General features: G+C 67.5%; 28 protein-coding genes and 1 pseudogene. 20 read left to right on the top strand and 9 right to left on the bottom strand.

The features are described from left to right. Positions 1 to 18: 18 nt before the first annotated feature. On the bottom strand, positions 19 to 1392 hold the full coding sequence (locus ACLML9_RS16160; protein WP_411946298.1) for a SagB family peptide dehydrogenase: 1374 nt from the start codon (positions 1390 to 1392) through the stop codon (positions 19 to 21). A 334-nt stretch (positions 1393 to 1726) separates the two neighbouring features. Beyond that, entirely contained in the window at positions 1727 to 3742 is a 2016-nt protein-coding gene (locus tag ACLML9_RS16155; protein WP_411946297.1) for a M13 family metallopeptidase, read from the bottom strand. Positions 3743 to 4155: 413 nt separating this feature from the next. Between ACLML9_RS16155 and rplN the strand changes: the two genes are divergently transcribed. The 7 genes from rplN (at position 4156) to ACLML9_RS16120 (ending at position 10092) form a co-directional block, all read left to right on the top strand. Continuing rightward, positions 4156 to 4524 (top strand): 50S ribosomal protein L14, encoded by a 369-nt coding sequence (rplN, locus tag ACLML9_RS16150; RefSeq protein WP_357050216.1) that lies wholly within the window; start codon positions 4156 to 4158, stop codon positions 4522 to 4524. Between the two features lies 1 nt (position 4525). Next, positions 4526 to 4843, top strand: a complete 318-nt coding sequence (gene rplX / locus ACLML9_RS16145; protein WP_030522663.1) for a 50S ribosomal protein L24 — start codon at positions 4526 to 4528, stop codon at positions 4841 to 4843. Between the two features lies 1 nt (position 4844). Further along, entirely contained in the window at positions 4845 to 5408 is a 564-nt protein-coding gene (gene rplE, locus ACLML9_RS16140) for a 50S ribosomal protein L5 (protein WP_411946296.1), read from the top strand. A 3-nt stretch (positions 5409 to 5411) separates the two neighbouring features. Continuing rightward, positions 5412 to 5597, top strand: coding sequence for a type Z 30S ribosomal protein S14 (locus ACLML9_RS16135; protein ID WP_014349101.1), 186 nt, complete (start codon positions 5412 to 5414; stop codon positions 5595 to 5597). Between the two features lie 370 nt (positions 5598 to 5967). Beyond that, positions 5968 to 7221, top strand: a complete 1254-nt coding sequence (locus ACLML9_RS16130; RefSeq protein WP_411946295.1) for an alpha/beta hydrolase — start codon at positions 5968 to 5970, stop codon at positions 7219 to 7221. A gap of 40 nt (positions 7222 to 7261) precedes the next feature. After that, positions 7262 to 7861 carry a hypothetical protein gene (locus tag ACLML9_RS16125; RefSeq protein WP_411946294.1) on the top strand — a complete coding sequence of 200 codons (600 nt, stop codon included), beginning with the start codon at positions 7262 to 7264 and terminating at the stop codon, positions 7859 to 7861. 260 nt (positions 7862 to 8121) lie between these two features. Next, the gene (locus ACLML9_RS16120; RefSeq protein ID WP_411946293.1) at positions 8122 to 10092 is read left to right on the top strand and encodes a TPM domain-containing protein; all 1971 of its coding nucleotides are present in this window, start codon (positions 8122 to 8124) and stop codon (positions 10090 to 10092) included. An 83-nt stretch (positions 10093 to 10175) separates the two neighbouring features. On the opposite strand, the gene ACLML9_RS16115 is transcribed toward ACLML9_RS16120, so the two are convergent. Beyond that, on the bottom strand, positions 10176 to 11306 hold the full coding sequence (locus ACLML9_RS16115) for an alkaline phosphatase family protein (RefSeq protein WP_411946300.1): 1131 nt from the start codon (positions 11304 to 11306) through the stop codon (positions 10176 to 10178). A 273-nt stretch (positions 11307 to 11579) separates the two neighbouring features. On the opposite strand from ACLML9_RS16115, the pseudogene ACLML9_RS16110 reads away from it, so the two are divergent. Both ACLML9_RS16110 and ACLML9_RS16105 read left to right on the top strand, forming a co-directional pair. Further along, a pseudogene (locus tag ACLML9_RS16110) lies at positions 11580 to 13031 on the top strand (MFS transporter); the annotation flags it as partial. Between the two features lie 6 nt (positions 13032 to 13037). Then, positions 13038 to 14069 (top strand): collagen binding domain-containing protein, encoded by a 1032-nt coding sequence (locus ACLML9_RS16105; RefSeq protein ID WP_411946299.1) that lies wholly within the window; start codon positions 13038 to 13040, stop codon positions 14067 to 14069. Positions 14070 to 14244: 175 nt separating this feature from the next. On the opposite strand, the gene ACLML9_RS16100 is transcribed toward ACLML9_RS16105, so the two are convergent. Next, on the bottom strand, positions 14245 to 14643 hold the full coding sequence (locus tag ACLML9_RS16100; RefSeq protein WP_411946292.1) for a hypothetical protein: 399 nt from the start codon (positions 14641 to 14643) through the stop codon (positions 14245 to 14247). Between the two features lie 284 nt (positions 14644 to 14927). On the opposite strand from ACLML9_RS16100, the gene rpsH reads away from it, so the two are divergent. The 9 genes from rpsH to map all read left to right on the top strand — a co-directional run bounded on the left by rpsH (position 14928) and on the right by map (position 20507). Continuing rightward, positions 14928 to 15326, top strand: coding sequence for a 30S ribosomal protein S8 (rpsH, locus tag ACLML9_RS16095; RefSeq protein ID WP_014981717.1), 399 nt, complete (start codon positions 14928 to 14930; stop codon positions 15324 to 15326). A 15-nt stretch (positions 15327 to 15341) separates the two neighbouring features. Further along, complete coding sequence (gene rplF, locus ACLML9_RS16090) at positions 15342 to 15878, top strand: 50S ribosomal protein L6 (RefSeq protein ID WP_411946291.1); 537 nt, start codon at positions 15342 to 15344, stop codon at positions 15876 to 15878. A gap of 2 nt (positions 15879 to 15880) precedes the next feature. Beyond that, positions 15881 to 16288, top strand: a complete 408-nt coding sequence (gene rplR, locus ACLML9_RS16085) for a 50S ribosomal protein L18 (protein ID WP_063127881.1) — start codon at positions 15881 to 15883, stop codon at positions 16286 to 16288. Between the two features lie 46 nt (positions 16289 to 16334). Then, complete coding sequence (gene rpsE / locus ACLML9_RS16080) at positions 16335 to 16982, top strand: 30S ribosomal protein S5 (protein WP_030522648.1); 648 nt, start codon at positions 16335 to 16337, stop codon at positions 16980 to 16982. Position 16983: 1 nt separating this feature from the next. Then, positions 16984 to 17163 carry a 50S ribosomal protein L30 gene (gene rpmD, locus ACLML9_RS16075; RefSeq protein WP_063035613.1) on the top strand — a complete coding sequence of 60 codons (180 nt, stop codon included), beginning with the start codon at positions 16984 to 16986 and terminating at the stop codon, positions 17161 to 17163. A 1-nt stretch (position 17164) separates the two neighbouring features. Next, entirely contained in the window at positions 17165 to 17608 is a 444-nt protein-coding gene (rplO, locus tag ACLML9_RS16070) for a 50S ribosomal protein L15 (protein WP_030522646.1), read from the top strand. Between the two features lie 166 nt (positions 17609 to 17774). Then, a complete protein-coding gene (secY, locus tag ACLML9_RS16065; protein WP_411946290.1) occupies positions 17775 to 19097 on the top strand; it encodes a preprotein translocase subunit SecY in 1323 nt (440 codons plus the stop codon). Continuing rightward, positions 19094 to 19654, top strand: coding sequence for an adenylate kinase (locus ACLML9_RS16060; RefSeq protein WP_411946289.1), 561 nt, complete (start codon positions 19094 to 19096; stop codon positions 19652 to 19654). The genes secY and ACLML9_RS16060 overlap by 4 nt, the downstream gene beginning before the upstream one ends. 52 nt (positions 19655 to 19706) lie before the next feature. Next, positions 19707 to 20507: a type I methionyl aminopeptidase gene (gene map, locus ACLML9_RS16055; RefSeq protein WP_357753617.1), complete on the top strand. Its 801-nt coding sequence runs from the start codon at positions 19707 to 19709 to the stop codon at positions 20505 to 20507. Positions 20508 to 20687: 180 nt separating this feature from the next. Here map and dtd read toward each other — a convergent pair whose 3' ends face one another. Next, the gene (dtd, locus tag ACLML9_RS16050) at positions 20688 to 21131 is read right to left on the bottom strand and encodes a D-aminoacyl-tRNA deacylase (protein ID WP_411946288.1); all 444 of its coding nucleotides are present in this window, start codon (positions 21129 to 21131) and stop codon (positions 20688 to 20690) included. Between the two features lie 310 nt (positions 21132 to 21441). Continuing rightward, positions 21442 to 21780, bottom strand: a complete 339-nt coding sequence (locus ACLML9_RS16045) for a toxin-antitoxin system YwqK family antitoxin (protein WP_411946287.1) — start codon at positions 21778 to 21780, stop codon at positions 21442 to 21444. A gap of 65 nt (positions 21781 to 21845) precedes the next feature. On the opposite strand from ACLML9_RS16045, the gene ACLML9_RS16040 reads away from it, so the two are divergent. After that, positions 21846 to 22019: a hypothetical protein gene (locus ACLML9_RS16040; protein WP_411946286.1), complete on the top strand. Its 174-nt coding sequence runs from the start codon at positions 21846 to 21848 to the stop codon at positions 22017 to 22019. 40 nt (positions 22020 to 22059) lie between these two features. On the opposite strand, the gene ACLML9_RS16035 is transcribed toward ACLML9_RS16040, so the two are convergent. Together ACLML9_RS16035 and ACLML9_RS16030 are read right to left on the bottom strand one after the other, a co-directional pair. After that, the gene (locus ACLML9_RS16035; RefSeq protein ID WP_411946285.1) at positions 22060 to 22671 is read right to left on the bottom strand and encodes a GNAT family N-acetyltransferase; all 612 of its coding nucleotides are present in this window, start codon (positions 22669 to 22671) and stop codon (positions 22060 to 22062) included. Between the two features lie 3 nt (positions 22672 to 22674). After that, positions 22675 to 23481 (bottom strand): GntR family transcriptional regulator, encoded by an 807-nt coding sequence (locus ACLML9_RS16030; protein WP_411946284.1) that lies wholly within the window; start codon positions 23479 to 23481, stop codon positions 22675 to 22677. Between the two features lie 171 nt (positions 23482 to 23652). Between ACLML9_RS16030 and ACLML9_RS16025 the strand changes: the two genes are divergently transcribed. Continuing rightward, positions 23653 to 24150, top strand: a complete 498-nt coding sequence (locus ACLML9_RS16025; RefSeq protein WP_030522616.1) for a DUF4254 domain-containing protein — start codon at positions 23653 to 23655, stop codon at positions 24148 to 24150. 70 nt (positions 24151 to 24220) lie between these two features. Here ACLML9_RS16025 and ACLML9_RS16020 read toward each other — a convergent pair. Next, positions 24221 to 25617, bottom strand: a 1397-nt coding sequence (locus ACLML9_RS16020) for a MinD/ParA family protein (RefSeq protein ID WP_411946283.1), incomplete at its 5' end; no start/stop codon positions are given.

The raw sequence follows: 25617 nt of genomic DNA, 5'->3' as shown, positions 1-25617 counted from the left end.
GGGCCGGCTGTTTCCGGGTCATCCCCGGGCGGGCGAGCCGACGATGATGCTGCCGACCCCGCATTCCTCGAGTTCGTCCACTCCGGCGGCCGCGACGAACGCGGCCGTATCACTGAAGCCCTGGGCGCAAATACCCAGGCCCATCGCCGTTCCCGCCAGGTAGACGGTCTGCATCAGCACCCCGACATGTTTGAGAATGCTCGCGTAGGCCACCTGCTCATAGGTCCACATCACCCGGCCGGCGCGCGCCGCGAGCAGCAGTACCACTTGCGGTTCCGCTCCGCCGACGAGTGTCGCCGAGGTCGATCGCACCAGTCGGCGCACCTCGTCGGAGTCCGGTTCGGCGACGCGGTGCAGGGTGTGCTCGAACGAGTCGTAGTGATACATCCCGGCTTCCAGCCCGGCGACGGAGCGGACGATCGGGTAGATCTCGATCTCGTAGACCCCGCCGCCCGAGGGGTAGGGGCGGGAAAGTAGTTCCTCGCCTGGGCCTTCTGGTTTCGTCCCGCGGGTGCGGGCCGTGCGGTACAGCAGTTCGGCCAGCTGCTCCCGGGTGATCGGCGCGGAATCGTCGTATGCCCGGCAGGAGTGGCGATCCTCCAGTACCGCGGTCAGACTCGGATCGGCTGCCCGCAGGACATCCAGGTCCGGGACAGGCAGCTCGACCGGCGTACCCGGGTACGCGGGCTTGCGGGCAGCGGGCTGCGGGAATTCGCCCTTCGCCCATTTCGTGGGGCCGAAATGTTCCCAGGTGATCGTGCGCGGGCCGAGTGTACTGCGCCGATGGAACCAGAGATCCGGTGCGCTCCAACTGCGCCGGGTGAACTGCCCGGCCTCCTGAGCGGGATTCGCGGTGAATCCGGCCCAGTGCAGATCGCCGGCGAGCCTTTCGATGATTTCGGCCGGGAGCCCCGATTCGGTGGGATCCTGACCGCCCAGTACCGCGAGGATGCGGGGGTCGCCGATGCGCAGATCGCACCACGAGAGCGGATGCTCGAGGACGAATCCCGACGGCTCCCGGTGCAGTATCGCGAATTTGGACAGTGCGCCGGGTGGGGGCGGTGGGCCGGTCGGCCGGTCCGGTGGTGTGGTGAAGGGATCCAGGGTGTAGAGGTCGTGGTCGCCGTCCAGGACGGTGGCCGCCAGCCAGCCCTCCGCGACGAGTTGCCCGAGCAACAGCGCGACCTCACCGTCCGGTTCGGGTGCGAGTGCCGACAGCAGGGCCGGCCCGCGGTTGAGGGCTTTCAAGGCGTCGCGGCCGGCCGCGGACAGACCGGTCATTTGCTTCTTTTGCGGGGGATTCAGCAGCACCGCCCCGCGGGGCAGGGTGAGACAGGTGACTCCGGTGCGTAGTGCGTACCGGAGTTGCCTGTGCGCGAGGGTGGACGACAACCGCTCTCTCCGTATCGATCGAACCTGGATTGCCGCGGGCGCTGGTACGCCGCGTCGGCGGGCGCCGGCGCGAGCTCGTCGGAGACGTGGGGCAGCGATGCAGGTGTCCCGGCGAGCGCGTCGAAGACAGCCGGTGTCCGGCCACGGGAGGTTCGCACCGTCTTCATCGTCGGCCTTCCTCCTCGGCGAGAGCTACCGGCGCGTCCTCCGCGCGGCAGTCCAAGCATAGGGCAGCCTTGGCTAACTCGGGTGCGCTGTGGCGGTGAACTCGGAACTCAGGTGGTCCGGGTGGGGGGCTCGGCGGGAAGCGGAGGCGGCCGGCTCCCCGCCGGGCTCACAGTTCGATGCGCTGGTCCTCGGGCAGGAAGAGTTTGTCCGTTTCCACCACACCGAAGGTCCGGTAGAACTCCGCGATATTGCGGACCACCTGGTTCACCCGGAACTCGTCGGGAGAATGGGTGTCGCCGGCGAGTAGCCGTTCGGTGACCTCCGGGGTCTGCTTGGAGCGCCAGATCCGCGAATACGAATTGAACATGGTGCGGTAGTCGGGATTCGTGACACCCTGGCGCTGCTCGGCGATCCGGTAGGCGGCCAGCGCGATCTGCAGCCCGCGCAGGTCGGCCAGGTTCTCGCCGACGGTGAGCGCGCCGTTCACATGCTGTTCCGGCGGCAGCCCCTCGGGGACCAGAGCGTTGTACTGCTCGATGAGCGCCTGGGATTTGGCGTCGAAAGCATCCCGGTCGGCGGGGGTCCACCAGTCGCGCTGGTTACCGTCCCCGTCGAACTTCGAACCCTGATCGTCGAAACCGTGCCCGATCTCGTGCCCGATCACCGCGCCGACCCCGCCGTAGTTCACCGCGATCTCGGCGTCCTTGTCGAAGAACGGCGGCTGCAGGAACGCGGCCGGGAACACGATCTCGTTGTTGGTGGCGGAATAGTAGGCGTTCACCGTCTGCGGTGAGGCACTCCACTCCGCCTTGTCCACCGGCTTCCCCAACCGGTCGAAGGACCGCTTCACCTCGAAATCGTTGATAGCGCGCAGGGATTCGATCAGCTTGCCGCGGGTGACCTTCAACCCGGAGTAGTCCACCCACTTGTCGGGATACCCGAGTTTGGTGCCGATTTTGTCCAGTTTCTCGATCGAGGCCCGGCGGGTTTCGGGCGACATCCAGGGGGAATCGGTGAAATTCTGCCGGTAGGCGGCCATCAGATCGTCGACCATCGCCTCGACCCGTTCCTTGGCCTCGGGCGGGAAATGCTTGTCGACGTACAGCTTGCCCAGCTGTTCGCTCAAATTGCCGTCCACCGAGCCGACGGCCGATTTCCAGAGTTCGGGCCGCTGCTTCAGCCCGGACATCAGCCGCCCGTTGAAATCGAAATTGGCGTCGGAGATCTCCTTGGGCAGCACGTTCGCATAGGTTTTGAGCACCGCGAGCTTCAGATAGTCACGCCAGATCGCGATATCGGTTGCCGCCCAGATCTTGCCCGCCTCGGTGACGAACGAGGGCTGGCTCACCACGACCTTCGCGAACAGCTCCTTGGGCCGGTCGGTGATCCCGCGCAGCCACGGGTCCCAGTCGTACTCCGGGGCCAGGGCGGTGGCCTTGTCCCAATCGAAGAGGTTGTAGGTGGCCTCCGCGTCGCGGTTGCGCACATTGTCCCAGTGCGCGGCGGCGATCCGCTTCTCCAGATCGAGCAGCCGCCCGGCCACCCCGGTGGGGTCGGGCAGGTCCGCGCCCTTGGCCAGGCGTTCCAGATAGGTCCGGTAACCGGCCAGTTCCTCGGCGAACTGCGGGTCGCGATAGTACTGCTCGTCCAGGCCCAGCCCGGATTGCCCGATCGCGGGGATATAGGCCGAGGAGTTCTTCTGGTCGATGCTCACCCCGATACCGATCAGCCCGCCGATCGGCAGCCGGCCCATCACCTCGGCCAGGGCCGGTTTGTCCTTCGCGTCCTCGATCTCGGCGAACATCGAGTCCAGGGGCGTCAGACCCAGCCGCTCGATCTCGTCCAGGTCCATCCGCGCGTCGTAGAGGTCGCGGATCTGCTGGGCCTCGGTCCCGTCCACCGGGCCGCTGATGCTCTCGATGATCTCCCGCAACTGCTGCTGGGTGCGTTCCCCGGCCTCGCTGAATGCCCCGTAGGCGGTTTTGTCCGGCGGCAGCTGGTACTCACGCAGCCATTTACCGTTGACGTGCCGGTAAAGATCGTCCTGGGGCCGGATCGCCGGATCGGAGCCGCTCATATCGACGGTCACCAGCTTGATGGGTTGCGCCTCGGAACAGGAGGCCAGCCACGCGGCCGCGGGCGCCAGCCCCAGCGCGACCAGGAACCCACGGCGATCGAGCACCAATCGACGATCCGATGATTTCAACGAAACCTCTCCCCGATGCGGGACCCGCACCATCTCCTTGGCGAACCGGCCCCATGAGGCTACCGGCGCCCCATCCCGACGTCGCGCCGGGAGACACGGACCGGCCCGGCCCCGGGGTCGTGGCCGGGGGCAGCCGGGCTCCGCCGGGGTTCCGGAGTGCCGGCGCGAAGGATCGCGGCGGCGACCCCCCGATTTCGGTTTGAGCTGGGGATTCGCTATCCTTGACCGGTTGCCTGCGGGCCCGGTGCCCGCGATTCGGCCGCGAACCCCCGGTGGTTGATCGTCGAGATCGTAGAGAACCGCTGGTAGGCGTGCGTTCGGATGGCGACAGACCATGCCCGTCGGGTCGGCAATCCGGCGTGCTTATCGTCCAGGTCGAGGAGGCTGAAGTGATTCAGCAGGAGTCGCGGCTGCGCGTCGCCGACAACACGGGTGCCAAGGAGATTCTCTGCATCCGCGTTCTCGGTGGTTCGTCGCGCCGCTATGCCGGTATCGGCGATGTCATCGTCGCCACTGTGAAAGAAGCCATTCCGGGCGGCAACGTCAAACGGGGTGACGTCGTGAAGGCCGTCGTGGTGCGCACCACCAAGGAACGGCGCCGTCCGGATGGTTCCTACATCCGTTTCGACGAGAACGCCGCCGTGCTCATCAAGGCGGACAACGACCCGCGCGGCACCCGCATCTTCGGCCCGGTCGGGCGCGAGCTGCGCGACAAGAAGTTCATGAAGATCGTTTCGCTGGCCCCGGAGGTGCTCTGACATGAAGGTGCACAAGGGCGATACCGTGCTCGTCGTCTCGGGCAAGGACAAGGGCGCCAAGGGCAAGGTCATCCAGGCCTTCCCGAAGGACAACCGGATCCTGGTCGAGGGCGTGAACCGGATCAAGAAGCACGTCGCGAACTCCGCGAACCTGCGTGGCGCCTCCTCCGGCGGCATCGTGACCCAGGAAGCGCCCATCCACGTGTCCAACGTGATGGTCGTCGACTCGGACGGTAACCCGACCCGGATCGGCTACCGCACCGACGAAGAAACCGGCAAGCGGGTTCGGATCTCCCGTAAGAACGGGAAGGACATCTGATATGACCACCACCGAGAAAGTGCAGCCCCGGCTCAAGCAGCGCTACCGCGAAGAGATCAAGGACGCGCTGAACAACGAGTTCGACTACGCCAACGTCATGCAGATCCCGGGCGTGGTCAAGGTCGTGGTGAACATGGGTGTCGGCGACGCCGCCCGGGACGCGAAGCTGATCAACGGCGCGGTCGACGACCTGGCCCTGATCACCGGCCAGAAGCCGCAGATCCGCAAGGCCACCAAGTCAATCGCGCAGTTCAAGCTGCGTGAGGGTATGCCGATCGGCGCCAAGGTCACCCTGCGCGGCGACCGGATGTGGGAGTTCCTGGACCGCCTGGTCTCGATCGCCCTGCCCCGTATCCGCGACTTCCGCGGCCTGTCGCCCAAGCAGTTCGACGGCAACGGCAACTACACGTTCGGCCTGAGCGAGCAGTCGATGTTCCACGAGATCGATGTGGACAAGATCGACCGTCCGCGCGGTATGGACATCACCGTTGTCACCACCGCGACCAACAACGAAGAAGGCCGTGCCCTGCTGAAGCACCTCGGCTTCCCGTTCAAGGAGAACTGAGACATGGCCAAGAAAGCACTGGTCAACAAGGCCAACCGCAAGCCGAAGTTCGCTGTCCGCGCCTACACCCGCTGCCAGCGCTGCGGCCGGCCGCACGCGGTGTACCGCAAGTTCGGCCTGTGCCGCGTGTGCCTGCGCGAAATGGCGCACCGCGGCGAGCTGCCGGGCGTGCACAAGAGCTCCTGGTGAGCCGATCCCGGACGGTTCGCCGGTCCGGGATCCCATAACGCAGCGAAGGACCCGAGCCTCGGCTCGGGTCCTTCTGCGCTTCCCGACGGTCGCAGAGGTTGCCGTCGGACGATGAGCTGTTACTTCGCGGGGCGGCTCGTTCCGGCCGTGGCCGGTCGGTCCAGGTCCATACGACACGAGCAGTCCCGCGAGTTCCGGCTCGGACGCTTCCGTCCTACGACCGCGGGGTTGTTCCGATCTGGCACAATGAGTTCGTGACCGTGGTCGCGTCGATACCGCGGTGGCGGGGCGATCGTTCCCGTTGTCGTGTGGTCGCCGGGCACCCAGGTCGCCTGCAGCGCAGGCATCCGTCTACCGGCGAGGAGTCGGGTTGAACAGATTCGGCCCGGACGGGGATTTTTCGAATATCTTTCCCTTGGGAATCGGTAGCGGGATTCGCGATGCGCACTTGCTCGCCGAGCGGCTGAACAGAATTATCGGTGAGATGGGTGAGGGTATTTCCGAAACCCTTTACCGGAGGACCCGGGAGGTTCTGCTACGCGGAGAGCGCAGGTTTATGATCGCCGACCCGGACGACAACAGTGTGCTGAAGCGTTTGATGAGTGTTACGCCTCCTGCCCCGCGCACCGGGTCCCGTCTCTCGATCGGTGGGATACGCGAAAGTCCCGCAGATGTGCACCGATGGTGGTCCGGGCTGTCTGTAGCAGAAAAGCAGGAGCGGTTTCGCGCCGATTTCTTCATCGGAAACACGGACGGGATACCGCAGAAAGAACGCGATATCTACAACAGGCAGAATTTGGATCGGCTGCAGGTGAAGGCCCATCTCGCTGGAGACCGAAGGCGTGCCGAGCTCTATGACGACCTGAAAAGCATGCTTGGCGGCCGACCGTATCTGCTCTCCCATTTGGACGAAGAAGGTCGGTTCGTGATATCCCGCGGCAACCCCGATATAGCCGAACACTCGGTGGTTTTCCTACAGCCTGCCAATAATTTCAATGCCGTCGGATTCGCCGAGGATACTATTACGCAGATACGGCAGTCGGCCGCGCTGGCCGACCCCAAGGCCATGACGTCGGTGACTTTCTGGGGCAACTACGACAACCCCACCACGATCACCGAGACGATGTTTCCGCAGTTCGCCGCGGACGGTGCCGCCGCAGTGCGCAGCTATCACGACGGGTTGCGGGTGACACATCAGGGACCGCCGGCGCACACCACCACGATCGGTTACTCCTACGGCAGCGTTCTGGCTGGCCACGCCGCGGGCCATGGACACACGCTGGACACCGACGACTTGATTTTCTTCGGTAGTTGGGGAACGGGTGTGGGTCATGTCAGCGATCTGAGTCTTGCGGGTGTGGAGCCCGCGCGTACCGCCGATCGTGTCTCCGCAGCCATAGCTCCCTACGATCCGCTGCAGCGCATGCCGGATACGCACGGCAAGATGCCCACCGATCCCGAGTACGGCGCCCCTAATTTCGCGGCCGGGTCGGCGCGTGACGTCAACTCGTGGAATCTGCTGGACCATGAGGTGGACAATTACCTGAGTTCTGCCAATCCTTCCTCGCGAAGTATCGGACTCATAATGACCGGCCACAGGGATCAGGTTGCCCGGCTACAGTGACAGCGACGAGTTGCGAATCGTTCGGAGTGAGGATGCTTTTATGACTTCCCAACCGACCCAGGGGGCCGCACGCGAACAGCTCTACCGATATTTCGTGCTCACATTGCGGACACTGCCGGTCGGGTCGGCGTTGGCGCTTTCTCACCCTGAGCTTCCGCACGCGCACCTGCATGCGGGCGTGACCCTTCCCGCAAAAGATTTCGCCGCCGAAGTCGGCGCCGAGCTCTTCGATATGGCGTATTGGGTGATCGAGGCGCCATCCGGGGTCCGGAGCGATTACTTCGAACTGATCGTGCAATCCTGGAACCGATTCGGATGGTCGACTCGAACCGATCGCGATACCCCGCCGCGCGCGGCGTATACGCGTACCCCGGGTCATGCCGGTCTTTCTGTCCGCGAGAGCGTGGGCGGTTATTTGAGTCTCTCCGGTTCGACTCCGCCATTCGCAGTCGGCTCGCCTGCGGGCATGCCGCTTCCGGAAGTGATCGAACACCCGCTCACCGTGCGAGGGGCTCGTTCGGCAGCGGATTCGCCGGCCAGTGCCGCGGCGGATCCAGTGCCCGGCCGGGCCGATTCCCGATGGATCTCCGATACCGGCGCCAACGAATCAGGTGGGAAACGAGTCACCGAACTGCAGTAGCAGGGGCTACTGAGTTCGTGCGAGCGGACCGTCCTTGTCGTCGGCGTGGTCGGCGATGACCGACCGCCTCGGACACGCGGTCGGTACGAGCCGATCCAGGGCCGGTGTGGCGCATTGCGGTAGTTGTTGCGGCATAGACGAATTCGCTTCAGCGGGGAAGGGAACCGGATAAACCGGGCATGGCGCGGTTGGTTGGTATCGGCGACTGCGAGGCATATCGCGCGGGCGCCGGAGGTGCTGCGGACGCTACATTCGGTGACATGCCGACCTCGAATCATCCGCTGCGCCGGATCGCGTGGTTCGTGCTCGGCCTGGTGTGCGTCACCGCGGTGGCGGCGCCGGCCGCGGCCGCGGAGCAGCCGACCCGGATGGACACCTATGTCACCGACTCGGCCGGCGTGCTGGACGCCGATGACATCCAGCGCGTGCGAGCGGCGGTCGACACCCTCTACCTCGAACACAAGGTGCGGCTCTGGGTCGCCTACGTGGGCGATTTCGCCGATTACAGTCCACCGGAGTGGGCAGCGCAGACCGCGCGGCGATCCGGATTCGGTGACCGGGATCTGCTGCTGGCCGTGGCCACCCGGGATCGCGCCTACGCCGTCGACGGCGAGCGCCCGGCCGGGGTCAGCGAATCCGAGGTCGACCGGCTGCTCACCGACCAGGTCGAACCCGCGCTGCGCGACAACCGATGGGCCGACGCGGGCGTCGCCGCGGCCGCCGGGATCGGGACGGCGATGAGCGGAGGCGGGGTGAGTACCGGGCCGGTGCTGCTCGTCGGCGCGCTGATCGTGCTCGCCCTGGCAGGTCTGCTGCTGTATCAGCGCTACCGGCGGCGGGCCCGGGACCGAGCTGAACTCGAACAGGCCCGGCGCACCGATCCCACCGACCCCGCCGCGCTGGCTGCGCTGCCGCTCGAAGCGCTGCACGCGCGATCGCGGGAGGTCCTCGTCGAACTCGACAACGCGGTTCGGACCAGTACCGAGGAACTGGAGCTGGCCGTCGGGGAATTCGGCGAGCCCGCGGTGCTGCCCTTCCGTACCGCGCTGGAGAACGCGCGCGCCGCCACGGCGAAAGCCTTCGCGATCCGACAGCGGCTCGACGACGCCGTCCCGGAGACGCCGGACGAACAGCGCACACTGCTGATCGATCTGCTCACCACCGCCGGTCACGCCGACCGCGAACTCGATGCTCGCGTCACCGAGTTCGACGCGATGCGCGATCTGCTCATCGACGCCGGGCCCCGCCTGGACGCGCTGACCCGCGATATCGTCGACCTCACCGGCCGTCTCCCGGCATCGGAAGCCGAACTGGCCCGGCTGGCGGGCGCCCATCCGGCCAGTGTGCTCGCACCGATCGCCGACAACGTCACCATGGCCCGGGAACGGATTGCCTTCGCCGACGACTGCATCGGCGACGGCCGCCGGGAAATTGCCCGGCCCGTGGGTGAACAGGGCGGGGCGGTCGCGGATATCCGGGCGGCCGAGGCAGCGACCGGTCAGGCCCGCACCCTGCTCGATGCCGTGGACGGCGCGGCGGCTCATATCCAGCAGGCGCGGGTGGGCCTGCCCGCCGTCCTCGACGAGTTGCGCGGCGACCTCGGTGCTGCCGCCGAGCTGACCGGGCATGGGGGCCCGGAACTGGAGACGGCCGTCGTCGCCGCCCGGGCCGTGCTGGCGCGGGCGGGCACTGCCGCCGCGGCCGACCCCCTGGGGGTCTACCACGACGCGGTCGCCGCGGACGGGGACCTGGATCGCGCGCTGGCCGCGGCCGGGAACCGGAAGAGGGCCGCCGCGGACCTGGCGCGCCGGCTGGATCGAGCGCTCGGCGACGCGGCCGCCTGGGTCCGGATGGCTACCGATTTCATCGCCACCCGCCGGGGCGCGATGGACGCCATGCCGCGCACCCGGCTGTCGGAGGCCCAGCGGCACCTCGACGAGGCGCAGCGGTTGCGCACGGCGGACCCGGCCGCCGCGCTCGATCATGCGCGCAGGGCTGCCGACCTCGGCGGTCGCGCCCTACAGGAAGCGCAGGCCGGGGTGCGGGCCTGGGAGGTCCGGCGGCCGCCGGCGGGTGGGGCACAGGCGGGCGTGATCCTGGGCGGCATCCTCATCGACAGCATGCTGCGCGGTGGCATGGGCGGTGGCCACGGTCACCGCGGCGGGTACCGAGCGGGGTCGTTCGGCGGATCGGGCGGATCGCGGCGGATCAGCCGCGGCGGCCGTTTCTGACGGGCGGGAGTGCCCTGTCCATGGGTGGCGGAGTGCGTGCCGAAGGCCGGCTTCACCGATTTCTGTCGAGCCGTGGGGTTCGCTCAGCGCGACACGATGAGCGGCACCAGTTGTTCGTCCGGTGTGCGGGCGCCGTGGTGTCCGGTCATGGCCGACTCCAGCGGTTCGTGCTCCGCTCGTACCAGTACGGTCCGGCCCTCGGCGACGGCGAGCAGATCCCCGATCCGGTTCGCGATGACCGGGGTCGGCGGGGTCGGGCCGAACCAGTGCTCGTCGAGTGCCTGTTCGCGTGTCACCACGTGGGCGTGCCCCCGCAACAGGTCCCGCCACGTCGCCAGCGTGTCGGCCGCCGCCGCGGCGCGTTCGACGTAGACGTGGCGGACCCGGGCCTCGCCGCCGATCAGGCGTACTTCGCGGTGCAACCTCTCGTTCGCGTCAAGGTCGATTACCTTGTCCGCGTGGATCATCCCGTGATCGCCGGTGATCAGCAGCGTGCAGGTGGCCGGTAGCTCGTCGAGCAACTCGGCCGCGAAGGCGTCGATATCGCGCAGTACGGCCAGGGCTTCGGGCGATTCGGGTCCGTGCAGGTGGCCGGTCGAATCGAGGCCGGGGAAATAGGCGTAGGCGAACCGTGACGCGCCACCCGGATGATCGGCGACCTCCAGGATCCCGGCTCGCACCTCGTCGAGAACGGCGGCGGGGTGCAGGATGCCCGGTGCCCGGAAAGCGGCCCGGGTCAGTCCGGAACGGATCTGGTATTCCGGGACCACATAGTGCACCTCCACGCGGTGTGCGGCGAGGTCCTGTAGACGGCTGGTTGCCGGTTGCGCCGACTCGGGCGGGTAGGCCTCGCGTGCGTCGTCGCCGGTGGCGGAGTCGAATCGCCAGCGCAGCGAGTTGAACAGCCGGGCGCCGCCGGGACCGGGTACGGCGAAGCTGTAGCCGATGATGCCGTGGGTCGCGCACGGCGCACCCAGCGCCAGACTGGTGAGACTGGTGGCGGTGGTCGCCGGGAATCCCGCGGTGAGGGTGGCGGTGCGATGTGCCGTCAGCGTGGGGGCGATATCGGGGTGCCGCGCGAGCAGTTCGGCGCCCAGGCCATCGATCAGCAGCAGCACGACATCCCGGTTGGGTACGAGACCGAGCGGGCCGGGTGAGTTCAGGCCGAAGGAAGCGGCGACGGAGGGCAGGATATCGGCGAGCGTGTACTGCACGGATTCCAATGGTGCAGTATCGGGGCGATCAGCGCGTTCACGGCGCTGGAACGTCGCCCGGCGAGCCCGGTCGGTGACACTCGCATATCACTGCCGCAACGGCCGGTGCCCGCCGCTACGCGCAGTGCGCAACACGCTATCCGGATCCTGACCGAGGCTCGCCGGTTGCCGCAGCGGCGCGAAGTAGTGCACCGGCGAATTGGTTAGATTGCATCATGCATGTTATGTGTACGATGCACATCGGCTGACTTTCGCATATCGAGGAGCACGCTCGTGACCAAACCCGAACCCGTCGTCCGCCCCGCGGCGGTACTGGCGGTGCTCGCATTCGCCGGGATCGTGGCGTCGTTGACGCAGACCCTGGTGATGCCGTTGCTCGGGCAGCTACCGGAGATCCTGGACACCGAACCCTCGAACGCGACCTGGGTGGTGACCGCGAGCCTGCTGGCCGGCGCGGTGACGACCCCGGTCGCGGGCCGGCTCGGTGATCTGCTCGGTAAGCGGCCCGTGCTGGTGGGATCGGTGGTCCCGCTCGTCATCGGCTCGGTGATCTGTGCCGTGTCCTCTTCGCTGTGGCCGATGCTCATCGGCCGCGGTCTGCAGGGGATGGGCGTGGGCCTGATCCCGGTCGGTATCGCCGCCCTACGCGATCTCCTGCCGCCCGCCGAACTCGGCTCCGGTATCGCGCTGATCAGTTCCTCGCTCGGTGTCGGTGGCGCGCTCGGGCTCCCGCTGGCCGCCGCGGTCGTCGAATACAGCAGCTGGCGGTACCTGTTCTGGGGCGTCGCCGCGCTGGCGGCGGTGGCCGGTGCACTGATCTTCGCGGTGGTGCCGTCGACGCCGCCGCGGGCCGAACGCGGCCGGTTCGACGTACTGGGCGCGCTCGGTCTGGGCGCTGCCCTGGTCTGTCTGCTGCTGGCCGTATCGAAGGGCGCGAGCTGGGGCTGGACCAGTGTCACGACGATCTCTCTGTTCATCGCCGCCGTGGTGGTGCTGCTGCTGTGGGGCGTGTGGGAGCTGCGCTCGCGTGATCCGCTGGTCGACCTGCGCGTCACCGCCCGTCCCCGGGTACTGCTGACCAATGCCGCCTCGATCGTCATCGGTATGTCGATGTTCGCGCAGGCGCTGATCTTCCCGCAGCTGCTGCAGCTGCCGGAGGCCACCGGCTACGGCCTGGGCCAGTCGATGGTCGCCATGGGTCTGTGGATGGCGCCCGGTGGTCTGATGATGATGCTGTCCTCGCCGCTCAGCGCGAAACTGTCCGCACTGGCCGGGCCCAAGGTGACGCTGATCCTCGGTGCGATCATCATCGCGGCCGGATACGGCGCCTCGGTGCCCCTCATGGGCGAGCCCTGGGGCGTGATGGTCGGCGCGATCATCATCAGCCTCGGCGTGGGCTTCGCCTACGGCGCCATGCCCGCCCTGATCATGAGCGCGGTGCCGATCACCGAGACCTCGGCCGCCAACAGCTTCAACACCCTCATGCGCTCGATCGGCACCTCGGTGGCGTCGGCGGCCATCGGTGCGGTGCTGGCCGAGATGAGCACCACCTTCGCCGGCGGGATCTCGGTGCCCACCGAGAACGGTTTCAAGGTCGGCATCCTGATCGGTTGCGGTGTCGCCGCGGCGGCCGCGGTCATCGCCCTGACCATCCCCACTGCCAAACGCGCCGCGGCGGCCGCGGTCGCGGGTGCACTGCCCGGGACCGAGAAGCCCGAAACCGTCCACGCGATGGCCCAGGCAGTACCCGCGGCTCCGGCCGGTCTTTCGGTGGAAGCCGAGCGGGTCGTCGACGATGCCGAAGTGGGCCGGTCCGAGGCCAACGGTTCGGTGCCCACCGCGGCCCCGCGGCCTGCGGCCCCCGAACCGGCGACGTTCGTCGCGGCGGAAACCGCCCCGATCGCCTCGGCCGGAACTGCGCCGCAGCCGAGCGGAAGCGGCTCCATCCTGTTCGGCCGGGTGTACGACGCGCGGGGCGTCGCCGTGATCGGCGCGACTCTCACGTTGATCTCGCCGTCGGGCCGGCAGCTGGGCCGGGCCCTGTCCGGGCAGGACGGTTTCTACGAGATCGAGGCCCCGGCTCCCGGTACGTATGTGCTGATCGCCTCGGCCGAGGGGCGCCGCCCCGACGCGTCCACCGCGATCCTGGGGAGCAACCCGGTCTCCTACGACGTCACCCTCACCACGCTCGCCGGCCTCACCGGCACGGTCGCGCGCACCGGCGACGGCGCCCCGGTATCGGGCGCCACCGTCACTGCTCTGGATATGCGCGGTGAGGTGCTGGCCGCCGCCGAATCCGACGCCACCGGCGGATTCGACCTCGCGGGGCTGCCCGAAGGCGAGTTCACCGTGGCGGTCAGCGCGTTCGGTTATCACCCGACCGCGGTGTCGGCGCGGGTGAGCAGCCGGGACGCCGCACTGCTCGAGGTGCTGCTGCGCCCGGGTGTGCGGGTGGCGGGCGTGGTGCGCGGCGGTGGCCGGCCGCTGGCACAGGCCCGGGTCACCCTGACCGATTCCCTCGGCACTGTGATCGAGACCGTGGCCACGGACGCGGACGGGTCCTATGCGTTCGGGAACCTGGACGAGGGCACCTACACGGTCGTGGCGACCGGGTACGCGCCGTCCACGGCCCAGGTGCACGTCGGGGAGCACGATGTGGACGGACTCGATATGGACCTGCGCGCGGAACCGCTCTCCGGCCCGGACGAGGTGGACAGCGAACCGTTCGGCGAGCTGCCGGAGGTGCACAAGAGCTCCTGGTGAACTCCAGTGTGGAAGCGGAGTGAATCAGGGCCCCGGAGCAACTGCTCCGGGGCCCTGGCTGCTCGGCTACCACCGGACGAGCTCGGCGAGCTTCCGTGGGTGGTCACCATTTCGTGGGTGGTGGCACTGTAGGACCCGTGCCGCCGAACTGCGGCGTGCGTCTGCCGGGCCTTTGCTACCGGTCGCCGCCCTTCCCGTCGAGGGCGAGCGTGATCAGGTTCACGATCTGCTGCTGGCCGGCGGTCAGCATGTCGAACTTGCTCCGCATTTCCAGGGTCAATGTGTCGACCCTGCCGTTCAGTTGCCCCAGCTCGCCCCGGATCTCGGTGATATCCCCCCGGATGTCGGTGATGTCGCCGCGGATGTCGGTGATGTCACCGCGGATGTCCGCGACATCGGACCTGGTCGCGTTGTGTAGACGCATGTTCTGTTCCCGGAACTCGCGTAGCTCGATCCGAAGCTCCGAGGTATCGCGATCCGCCCCAACCGCAAGCACCCGAGCCGCAGCCGCGTCTTTCTCGCTGCGCTGCAGTCGATGCTTGAGCTCTCCCATCTCACTCTCGAGGGCGGTCATTCGCTCCTCGAGGTTCCCCTTCTCCGTCATAACGGCCAGATTACCTGGTCGGGGCAGTATTCCGGGGCCCTGATTTTGTCCTGCTCGAGCCAGCTCCTACACTAGACCGGTTGCCAGGGCACCTCTGTGTCCGTGGGCGGCCCGTTGCGGTTGCCCGGGCGATACGAACTCATCCGGCGGTGACTGCCGTCCGGACCAGCCGAATTGCTGTAGGCCCACGGCCCGCGCCCACTGGCGTGGGTGTTGTATGGGAACCGCAGCGAGAAAGGTGTCGAGGTCGAACTATGACCATGACCGATCCGATCGCAGACTTTCTGACTCGTCTGCGTAACGCCAATTCGGCGTACCACGATCAGGTGAAGGCTCCGCATTCGAAGCTCAAGGCGAATATCGCCGAGATCCTGAAGCGCGAGGGCTATATCGCCGATTACCGCACCGAGGACGCGACCGTGGGTAAGAGCCTCGTCGTCGACCTCAAGTACGGCCCCAGCCGCGAGCGCAGCCTGCAGGGCCTGCGCCGCGTGTCGAAGCCGGGTCTGCGCGTGTACGCGAAATCCACCAACCTGCCCAAGGTCCTGGGCGGCCTCGGCGTGGCGATCATCTCCACGTCGACCGGCCTGCTCACCGACCGCCAGGCGGCCAAGCAGGGAGTGGGCGGGGAAGTCCTCGCCTACGTCTGGTAAGGGGAGGTACGGACAATGTCGCGTATCGGTAAAGATCCCGTCGCGGTTCCCGCGGGCGTGGAAGTGACCGTCAACGGCCAGGACGTCGCGGTGAAGGGCCCCAAGGGCCAGCTGTCGCTGACCATCGCCGAGCCGATCAGTGTTGCGCAGGAAGACGGCCGCCTGGTGGTCTCCCGCCCGGACGACGAACGTCGCAGCCGCTCACTGCACGGCCTGACCCGGACCCTGATCGCCAATATGGTCACCGGTGTCACCCAGGGCTACGAGAAGAAGATGGAAATCTTCGGCGTCGGCTACCGCGTGCAGCAGAAGGGCAGCAACCTCGAGTTCGCCCTCGGCTACAGCCACCCGGTGCCGATCGAGGCGCCCGAGGGCATCACCTTCGCGGTGGAATCGCCCACCAAGTTCTCCGTATCCGGGATCGACAAGCAGAAGGTCGGCCAGATTTCGGCGGTCATCCACGGACTGCGCAAGCCCGACCCGTACAAGGGCAAGGGCATCCGCTACGCCGGCGAGGTCGTTCGCCGCAAGGTCGGAAAGACGGGTAAGTGATCATGGCGCAAACCGAGAATCAGAAGGCCAAGCGCATTCCGCTGGGCAAGGATGCTTCCACTCGCCGGCGGCTGTCCAAGACACGTCGCCACTTCCGCCTGCGCAAGAAGATCGAGGGCACCACCGCGCGTCCGCGGCTGATCGTGCACCGCTCCTCGCGGCACCTGCACGTGCAGCTCGTCGACGACTCCGCCGGTCGCACCCTCGCTTCGGCGTCGACCATCGAGGCCGACGTGCGGGCGCTGGACGGCGACAAGACCGCCAAGGGCAAGAAGGTCGGCGAACTGATCGCCGAGCGTGCCAAGGCCGCCGGTGTGGAGGCCGTGGTGTTCGACCGCGGTGGCCACGACTACCACGGCCGGATCGCGGCGCTCGCCGATGCCGCTCGGGAAGGCGGGTTGAAGTTCTGATGACCAACATGACTGCACATACCTGTGTGAACGGAAGGAACGTCTGATGCCGGGACGTCAGCGGCGTGACGGCGGAAACGGACCCGCCGGACAGAACTCCAATGCCCCCGACGGGGGCCGCGGCGACCGCCGTGGCGGCGACCGCCGTGGCGGCGGTGACCGTCGTAACGACCCCGCCGAGAAGAACCAGCTCGAGCGCGTCGTAGCGATCAACCGTGTCTCCAAGGTGGTCAAGGGTGGTCGGCGCTTCAGCTTCACCGCCCTGGTCATCGTGGGTGACGGCAACGGCCTGGTCGGTGTCGGCTACGGCAAGGCCAAGGAAGTTCCCGCCGCCATCCAGAAGGGTGTCGAGGAAGCGCGCAAGGGCTTCTTCCGCGTCCCGATGATCGGCTCCACCATCACCCACCCGGTGCAGGGCGAAGCGGCGGCCGGTGTGGTCATGCTGCGCCCGGCCTCCCCGGGTACCGGTGTGATCGCCGGTGGCGCCGCGCGTGCGGTGCTGGAATGCGCGGGCATCCACGACATCCTGGCCAAGTCGCTCGGTAGCGACAACGCGATCAACGTCGTCCACGCCACCGTCGCGGCGCTCAAGATGCTGCAGCGGCCGGAAGAGGTCGCGGCTCGTCGTGGTCTGCCGCTCGAGGACGTCGCTCCCGCGGGCATGTTGCGTGCCCGTGCCGGACAAGGAGTCTGATATGGCAGATCTCAAGGTGACCCAGATCAAGAGCTCGATCGGCGCCAAGCAGAATCAGCGCGAGAGCCTGCGGACCCTGGGTCTGCGAGGTATCCGCAAGTCGGTTGTCCGTGCGGACAACCCGCAGAACCGCGGTCTGATCAATGTCGTGCGCCACCTCGTAACTGTTGAGGAGGTCTGACATGACCATCAAACTGCATCATCTGCGGCCCGCTCCGGGCGCGAAAACCGATAAGACCCGGGTGGGTCGTGGTGAGGGTTCCAAGGGTAAGACCGCGGGTCGCGGCACCAAGGGCACCAAGGCACGCAAGAACGTGCCGGCCGCGTTCGAAGGTGGGCAGATGCCCATCCACATGCGGCTGCCGAAGCTGAAGGGCTTCACCAACCCGTTCCGGGTGGAGTACCAGGTCGTGAACGTGGGTGCCATCGCCGAACTGTTCCCCGAAGGGGGGACCGTCGGCAAGGACGAGCTGGTCGCCAAGGGTGCTGTGCGCAAGAACCAGTTGGTCAAGGTGCTCGGCGAGGGTGATATCTCCGTCGCCGTCCAGGTCAGCGCGGACAAGTTCTCCGGCTCCGCCAAGGAGAAGATCACCGCCGCCGGTGGCACCGCCACCGAACTGGGCTGACGTTCGCCGGTTTCGACGACAGGGCGCCGGACGAGTGCAGGCTCGTCCGGCGTCACTGTTAGAGTTCAAGTGTTGTCTGCCAAGACCCGTCATGGGTTCGGCGATTTCCGACCGGGACACGCTGAAAAATTCCATGGCCTGACCATGTCGTTCGCCAGGAGGATCTGTGCTTTCCGCCTTCGTTACGGCCTTCCGGACTACGGACTTGCGGCGGAAGATTCTCTTCACGCTGGGGCTGGTCGCGTTGTACCGCCTCGGTGCCGCGCTACCGTCGCCCGGGGTCGACTACAGGGCGGTCCAGGAATGTATCGACCTGGTCTCCGGTGGTGACTCCGCCGGCATCTACCAGCTCATCAACCTGTTCTCCGGTGGTGCGCTACTGCAGCTGTCGGTGTTCGCCATCGGCATCATGCCCTACATCACAGCGAGCATCATCGTTCAGCTGCTGACCGTCGTCATCCCGCGGTTCGAGGAACTGCGCAAGGAAGGCCAGGCCGGCCAGACCAAGATGACGCAGTACACCCGCTACCTGTCGATCGCGCTCGCGATCCTGCAGGCCACCGGTCTGGTAGCGCTGGCCGCGCGTGGTCAGCTGCTGCAGGGCTGCCAGCAGGACATCCTGGCCGACACCAGTGTTTTCGGCATGATCATCATCGTCCTGGTGATGACCGCGGGCGCCGCCCTGGTGATGTGGTTCGGTGAGCAGATCACCGAACGCGGTGTCGGCAACGGTATGTCGCTGCTGATCTTCGCCGGTATCGCCGCCCGTATCCCGGGTGAGGGCAAATCCATTCTGGACAGCCGCGGCGGCCTGGTGTTCGGCCTCGTATGTCTGGCCGCGCTGCTCATCATCATGGCGGTCATCTTCGTCGAACAGGGCCAGCGCCGGATTCCGGTGCAGTACGCCAAGCGTGTGGTCGGCCGCAAGATGTACGGCGGCTCCTCGACCTATCTGCCGCTGAAGGTGAACCAGGCCGGTGTCATCCCGGTCATCTTCGCGTCCTCGCTGCTCTACCTGCCGAACCTGATCGCCCAGCTCACCGGGTCGACCTCGACCACCGAGCCCAGCTGGTGGCAGGAGGCGATCCAGAAGTATCTGGTGAACCCCGGCAACCCGGTGTACATCGCCATCTACTTCGGCCTTATCGTCTTCTTCACCTACTTCTACGTCGCCATCACCTTCAACCCGGAGGAACGCGCCGACGAGATGAAGAAGTTCGGCGGCTTCATCCCGGGCTACCGCCCCGGTAAGCCGACGGCCGACCACCTGACCTACGTACTGAGCCGGATCACCCTGCCCGGCTCTATCTACCTCGGTCTGGTCGCTGTACTGCCGAATCTGTTCCTCGATATCGGCGCGTCCGGTGGAACACAGAATCTGCCGTTCGGTGGTACCGCCGTGCTCATCATGGTGAGCGTCGGCCTGGACACCGTGAAGCAGATCGAAAGCCAACTCATGAATCGCAATTACGAAGGGTTCCTCAAGTGAGAGTTGTACTACTCGGGCCGCCGGGAGCGGGCAAGGGCACTCAGGCCGTGCTGCTATCGGAAAAGCTGGGGGTACCACACATCTCTACAGGTGACCTCTTCCGCGCGAACATCAGCGAGCAGACGCCGCTCGGTCTCGAAGCGAAGCGCTACATGGACGCGGGCGAACTCGTGCCCAGCGATGTCACCAACCGCATGGTCCGGTCGCGGGTGGCCGAGCCCGACGCCGCGCGCGGGTTCGTGCTCGACGGCTACCCCCGCACGGTCGATCAGGCCGACGCGCTCGCCAAGATCCTCGACGATCTGGGCAGCGAACTGGACGCGGTGCTGTGCTTCATGGTCTCCGAGGACACGGTGGTCGACCGGATGCTGGCCCGGGGCCGCTCGGACGACAACGAGGAAACCATCCGCACCCGGCTGCGGATCTACCGGGACGAGACACAGCCGCTGCTGAACTACTACGACGGCCTGGTCGTCTCGGTGGACGGCGTCGGTGAGGTCGACGAGGTCAACGCGCGGGCCCTGGAGGCACTGGGTCGTAATGCCACGACCGGCTAGTCCGGGCCGCGGGTGCGGCGATCATCCTTCGGCGATGGGGAGCTGACCCGATATGGTCTTCGGTCGAAAGAGCAAGAAGGTAGTTCCGTTCCGCTCCGCCGGTGAACTCGACGCGATGGCGGCGGCGGGCGCCGTCGTGGGTCGCGCGCTCGTCGCGGTACGCGCGGCCGCCGCGCCCGGGGTCTCCACGCTCGAACTGGACCGGATCGCCGAACAGGTGATCCGGGACGCCGGCGCGGTGCCGTCGTTCAAGGGCTACCACGGCTTTCCCGCCTCCATCTGCGCCTCGGTGAACGACCGCGTGGTGCACGGGATCCCGACCGAAGCCGAGGTGCTCGCCCCCGGTGATCTGGTCTCCATCGACTGTGGCGCGGTGCTGGACGGCTGGCACGGCGACTCCGCGTGGACGTTCGGCGTGGGTGACCTGATCGAGGCCGACCGGCTGCTCAGCGAGGCCTGCGAGAAGTCCATGGTGGCCGGTATCGCGGCCATGGTCCCGGACAACCGGCTGACCGATGTCTCGCACGCGATCGAGCTCGGCACCCGGGCGGCCGAAACCGAACACGGCCGCTCGTACGGCATCGTCGACGGTTACGGCGGGCACGGGATCGGCCGGGAGATGCATCTCGACCCGTTCCTGCCGAACGAAGGCGAACCCGGGAAGGGGCCGCGGCTGGTGGTCGGTTCGGTCCTGGCCATCGAACCGATGCTGACCCTGGGTACTCACGACACCAAGGTGCTCGACGACGACTGGACCGTGGTGACCACCGATGGGTCACGCGCGGCGCACTGGGAGCACACCGTCGCGGTGACCGAGGACGGCCCGCGCATTCTCACGCTGCGACCGGAATAGCCGGCGAGCGTTTCGCCGAAGGTCCCGGGGGACGGCGCGTAAGTCTGCTCGGTCTTCCGGGTTTCAGAGAGTGTGTCGCCGATACAAGAGGTCGCACATCACCGATGACCGCGGAGGACTTCGATCGCGCGGCTGCGCACCGGATCGCTCGATCGTTGCCCGACGATGTTCTCCGCCGGATCAGATCTCGAGCATGACGGTGACCGGGCCGTCGTTGGTGAGTTCCACCTCCATATGCGCTCCGAAGCGGCCGCCGGCCACCGTGGCACCGGACTCTCGGAGGGTTTCGGCGAGGCGGTGGACCAGTGGTTCGGCGAGCGGTCCCGGGGCCGCCGCGGACCACGACGGACGCCGGCCTTTACGGGTGTCGGCGTAGAGCGTGAACTGGCTGACCACCAGGATCGGTGCGCCGAGATCGGCGGCGCTGCGTTCGTCATCGAGAATGCGCAGGCGCCAGATCTTTTCGGCCAGCGCCCGGGCGGTGGCCGCGTCGTCGGTATGGGTGACGCCGATCAGCGCGAGCAGGCCGTGGCGGTTCCCGGTGGCCGACGGTTCGATCCGGCCGACCACTTCGCCGTCGACGGCCACCTGAGCGGAGGTCACACGTTGTAGCAGGGCTCGCATACCGCTCGATCTTGCCGCCTCACGATGTCGGCGCGGTATGCGGGCCCGGTCTCGTTCCCGGGATGGAGAAACCGGGCAGTCCGTGTAGCTCGATCCGACGGGATATTTTCGACGCGGTTCGCCTGTCGGTGACATCCGGCACCGGATGGAGTGGCGGGACCTGGCCGGCGACGGCAGGTATCTGGTCCGCGGGGCCGGCACACCCATCGCCGCACCCGCCGACACCGAGTTGCTGAAGGGCGCGATCAATTCGATGGTGGCTCAAGTGGTCCGGGTCATCAAGGACGAGCACCGCAAAGTTCGCGCGATCTCACCGCCGGCGGCCGTGCTCGTCCCATTCCCGGGTCGCTTCCAGTTCGCCGTGCTCTCCGAACAGGCTCTCCGCGGCGAGGCGACCGTTGGGATGCCACCGCCGGAACACTCCGCGCGGCTGCCCGCGACAGCTCTCGCCCTCCGATTTCAGCCGTCCGTCGGGCCACCATTCCCGGTAGCTGCCGTGCCGCAATCCGTCGAGGTAGAACTCCTGGGACAGCAGCTGTCCGGGCACCAGCTCTTCGACCACCTCTCCGGTGAACGGTTGCCCCGCGTACTCCAGTCGTAGGTCGGGGCTCACCGTGGTCGGGTCCTCGTTCAGGTCGATTCGCCTCATCGCGGATCTCCCGTGGGTCCGTGCACTCGGACAGAATATCGACGCGCTGGGCAAAGGCGGTGCATATGCGGCGAATTCGCGGCGTCCTCACGTCTCCGGCGCAGGCCGAGCGGACCGGCGCGCCGCCCGACGGAATGCCGGTGGCGGACTCGGCCGGCAGCGCGGGTGTGGTCGCCGACCCACCCGAGCCGGGACATCTCGCGGGCCGCTGCGTGTGGACGAACCGCGATCCACTCTGACGCCGCTCCACACAGTCCCGGGTACGGATTCCGCTGCGGGTCAGCCGGAGACCGGCAGCACGATCGGCTCGCGGGCCAGCCGGGTCAGCGGCAGACCGGTCGGGATACCGAGCGTAGGACCTTCCAGCAGCCAGTCGTCGATGTGCCGTTCGAACAGCGCGCAGGAGGGGCTCGGATCGTTCGGGTCGGCGACGCGGGCCAGCCGGAATCCGGCACGCCGGTAGTAGGTGTGCAGGTCGGCGTTGGTCGTCCACGCGTCGAGCCGTACCCAGCTCCGGTCGTGCGCCCGGGCCAGTGCCGCCGCGTGCGCGAGCAGTCGCCGTCCGACGCCGAACCCCGCGAAGCGGAGATCCACGATCAGATAGTGCACGATGAGCGCGTCCGCCAATTCGGCGCCGGTCCACAATTCCCGATCGGCGCGGTCGTTGACCGTGATCGTCCCCGCCGGTTCACCGTTCACCTCGGCTATCCAGGTTTCCGACGCGGCCACCGACCGGGCCACGGCACCCGCGAAGTAGTCGATCGACAATCCGGACGCCTCGGTCGACCATTGGTCCGAGCCGCGGGCGGCCAGCCAGGACGAGCGTTGTAGCCGCAGGCGGCGGATCAGGTCCAGGTCATCGAGGTCGGCCGGCCGAATCTGCACCGTCATGAGCTAGAACCATATCTCGGACCGATCGGTCTGATCCAGTACGCCACGGATCACCGCTATCCCGGCCGAATCGCCGAGTTCGTAGGCCAGCCGATTGCTCGTCGCGATGGAACGATTACGGGTCACCCGGGTGACCCGGGCGTGGTTCGCCCCGATCCGCAGATGATCCAGCAGCACAGTACCCATGGCGACGCCGAGCACCGCGGCCTCTTCGGTGTTCGCCGGACGCGCCACGAGCGAATCCCGGTGCGCGGTCTCGCCCTGTCCGCGTTCGGCCAGCCGGCGCGTGGTGCCCTCGGGAATATCGTGCGGTGAATCCAACCCGGTGGCCTCGGCCAGATCCCGGGGATAGAAGCTCACCTCCCACGACCACGGTTCGTTGTCCAGGTACTGCACGACGGTCCGGGCCACCACCCACGAATCCACCGGAATACCGAGCCACTGCGCGACACGCTCGTCCGCCGGTTCCATTCGCGCGCTGAATTCCTTGGTGGGCACCCGGCCCGCGGCGCGCGCGATCTCGGAGAAGATATCGTGGGCGGCCCGTGGCCGATCGGGGCGGATATGGTCGGTGACCACGGATTCCAGCACTTCGCGGCTGCGGATGATGGTGCCCCGGGAAGTAGCCGTATAGACGAGATTCTCGGTGACCAGCACCTGGATCGCATTACGTGCGGTGGTGAGTGAAACCTGCATCTGCTCGGCCAATTCGGCGTGACTGGGCAGGCGTTCCCCCGGTTGCCACTTGCCTGCTCGTATCTCCTCGCGGAGGTGGTCCGCGATCCGTCGATACGTCGGACCGTCCGCCATCGTGCTCCTCGGGTGGTCGCCAGGTAACGAAGTGTACGCTTTTCGTGTCCAGGGGGGCCTGTGTCGCTTGACAGTAGCCTTCGGCGGTTTATTGTAATCAACGTACTGACCCGGTGTTGTGCGGCGATGAACGGCGAGGCAACCGTGACAGGTTCGGATACAACAGTCGTAATGGCTCTTCCCGGCGCCCAGCGCGGCGCTGATCCCTTGGCGCAGAGCGGGTCTCCCGGTCTGCCGAATTCGGACCTACTGGTGCGCGCCGCGCGCGGACACCGGGTCGTCGGGGGTCAGCTGCTCTGGTACGCCCGCGATTTAGCGGTACTCCACGAGCGCAGGTTGGTGGGCCGCGGCGGTTCCATCGTCACCGATCCCGACCGGCTGGTCGAGATCGACCGGCGCCGGATGGAATTGGTGCTGGCCATCGATGATTGGGTGGGGCGCAATGTCCCGCAGCACCGGCTCGGTGTCACCCTGCACACCGAAACCGTCGGCGCGATCATCGATCGGCTCGCCGAATCCGCGGTCCGCGCGCACCACGCGTTGATGACCCTGGACGCGGACGACGAACTCCTGCACAGCGCCTGGCATCATCTGGCCGAACTGGCCGATGCCTACGACGCGCTGGTCGGCGATGTGCTGGCCGGAAGGCGCAGGTTGCCGGAGTGGTGACGCCCCGGGCCGGTCGCCGCCACGGCCGGCGCCGGGGTCCACTGCGCGGTACCGGGTCCTAGCCCGGGGCTCACCCGCCCTGGTGTGGCCGGTAGCTCTGCGTGAAATCGTCGGCCACGGTCGCCGCCAGTTCCACGTAGGCCCGCTTGGTCTCCTTCTTCAACCGCGGCAGGTCGATTTCGGCGCCCTCGGACATATGCGGGTCGAACGGGATCATGTGCACCGCCCGGCAGCGCGACAGGAAGTATTGCCGCAGCTGCTGCACATCGATGTTCGGCGTACCGTCGCGCGGCGAGTTGATCACCACCACGGCGTTCTGCACCAGATGGTGGTAGCCGTGCAGCGACAACCAGTCCAGGGTGGCCGACGCGCTCTGCGCGCCGTCGATGGCGGTGGGCGAGATGAGCACCAGCGAATGCGCCAGTTGCAGGACGCCCGCCATGGCCGAATGCATCAGACCGGTACCGCAGTCGGTGAGGATGATGTTGTAGAACCGCTGCAGGATCCGGGCCACCGCGCGGTACTCGTCTTCGTTGAAGGCCTCCGATGCGGCCGGATCACGTTCGCTGGCCAGCACTTCCAGGCGACTGGTCGCCTGCGAGGTGTGCCGCCGGACATCGGAATAGCGTTCGATGGCCGGATCGAGCAGCAGATCCCGGACCGTGGACCGCGTCTGCAGGGGGACGCGCTGCGACAGCGTGCCGAAGTCGGGGTTGGCGTCCACCGCGATCACCCGGTCCCCGCGGATCGAGGCGAAGGTCGAGCCGAGACCGATGGTGGTGGTGGTCTTACCGACACCGCCCTTGAGGGAGAGCACGGCGATCCGATAGTCGCCGCGCACCGGTTGCCGGATCCGCGCGACCAGCTCCTGCAGCCGCCGTTCCTCGGCGGACATGCCGGGATTGATCCGGCCGCCGGACGCGTGGTGCACCACTTTGCGCCAGCCCTGGCCGGAGGCCTTTTTCGCCCGGCGGACCGAGACGTCGTCGAGGGACGGCGCGCCCGGCCCCGGTGCGCCGAATCGCGCCGGGTTCTGCTGCCACTGCTGTGGGGGCGGCCCGCCCTGCTGCTGCCAGGCCGGCGCGCCACCGTGCTGCTGCGGAGGTGGGGACTGCTGCTGCCACTGCGGGGGCGCGGGGTTGTACTGGGCCGGGACCGGGCCGGGGACCTGCGGCGGCGGTCCCGGCTGCTGCCATTGCTGCCGTGGGCCCGGAGCCGGGGGCGCCGGTGGGAGCGGCTGCCGCGGCCGGTTCGGTTCGGGGGCGTGCCACTGGGCGCCCGCGGCGGGAACAGGGGCTTCGGGCGCCCGCCACTGGGGGTTGCCGTGATCCGGCGCCGAACGCTCCGGCCAGGCCTGATCGCCGAGCTCGCCGGTCCCGCCGTGGCGCGGCGGGGGAGCGCTCTCCGGCGCGCGCGGCCCGTCGTCGGCGGGCCCGGTGCGCGGTGCCGGCGGGGCGGTGCTCTCCG

This window comes from Nocardia sp. NPDC002869 (assembly GCF_046764065.1).
Classification (GTDB): domain Bacteria; phylum Actinomycetota; class Actinomycetes; order Mycobacteriales; family Mycobacteriaceae; genus Nocardia; species Nocardia rhamnosiphila.
The sequence above is the reverse complement of the archived record's forward strand: the minus strand, read 5'-3'. Positions and strand labels throughout refer to the sequence as shown.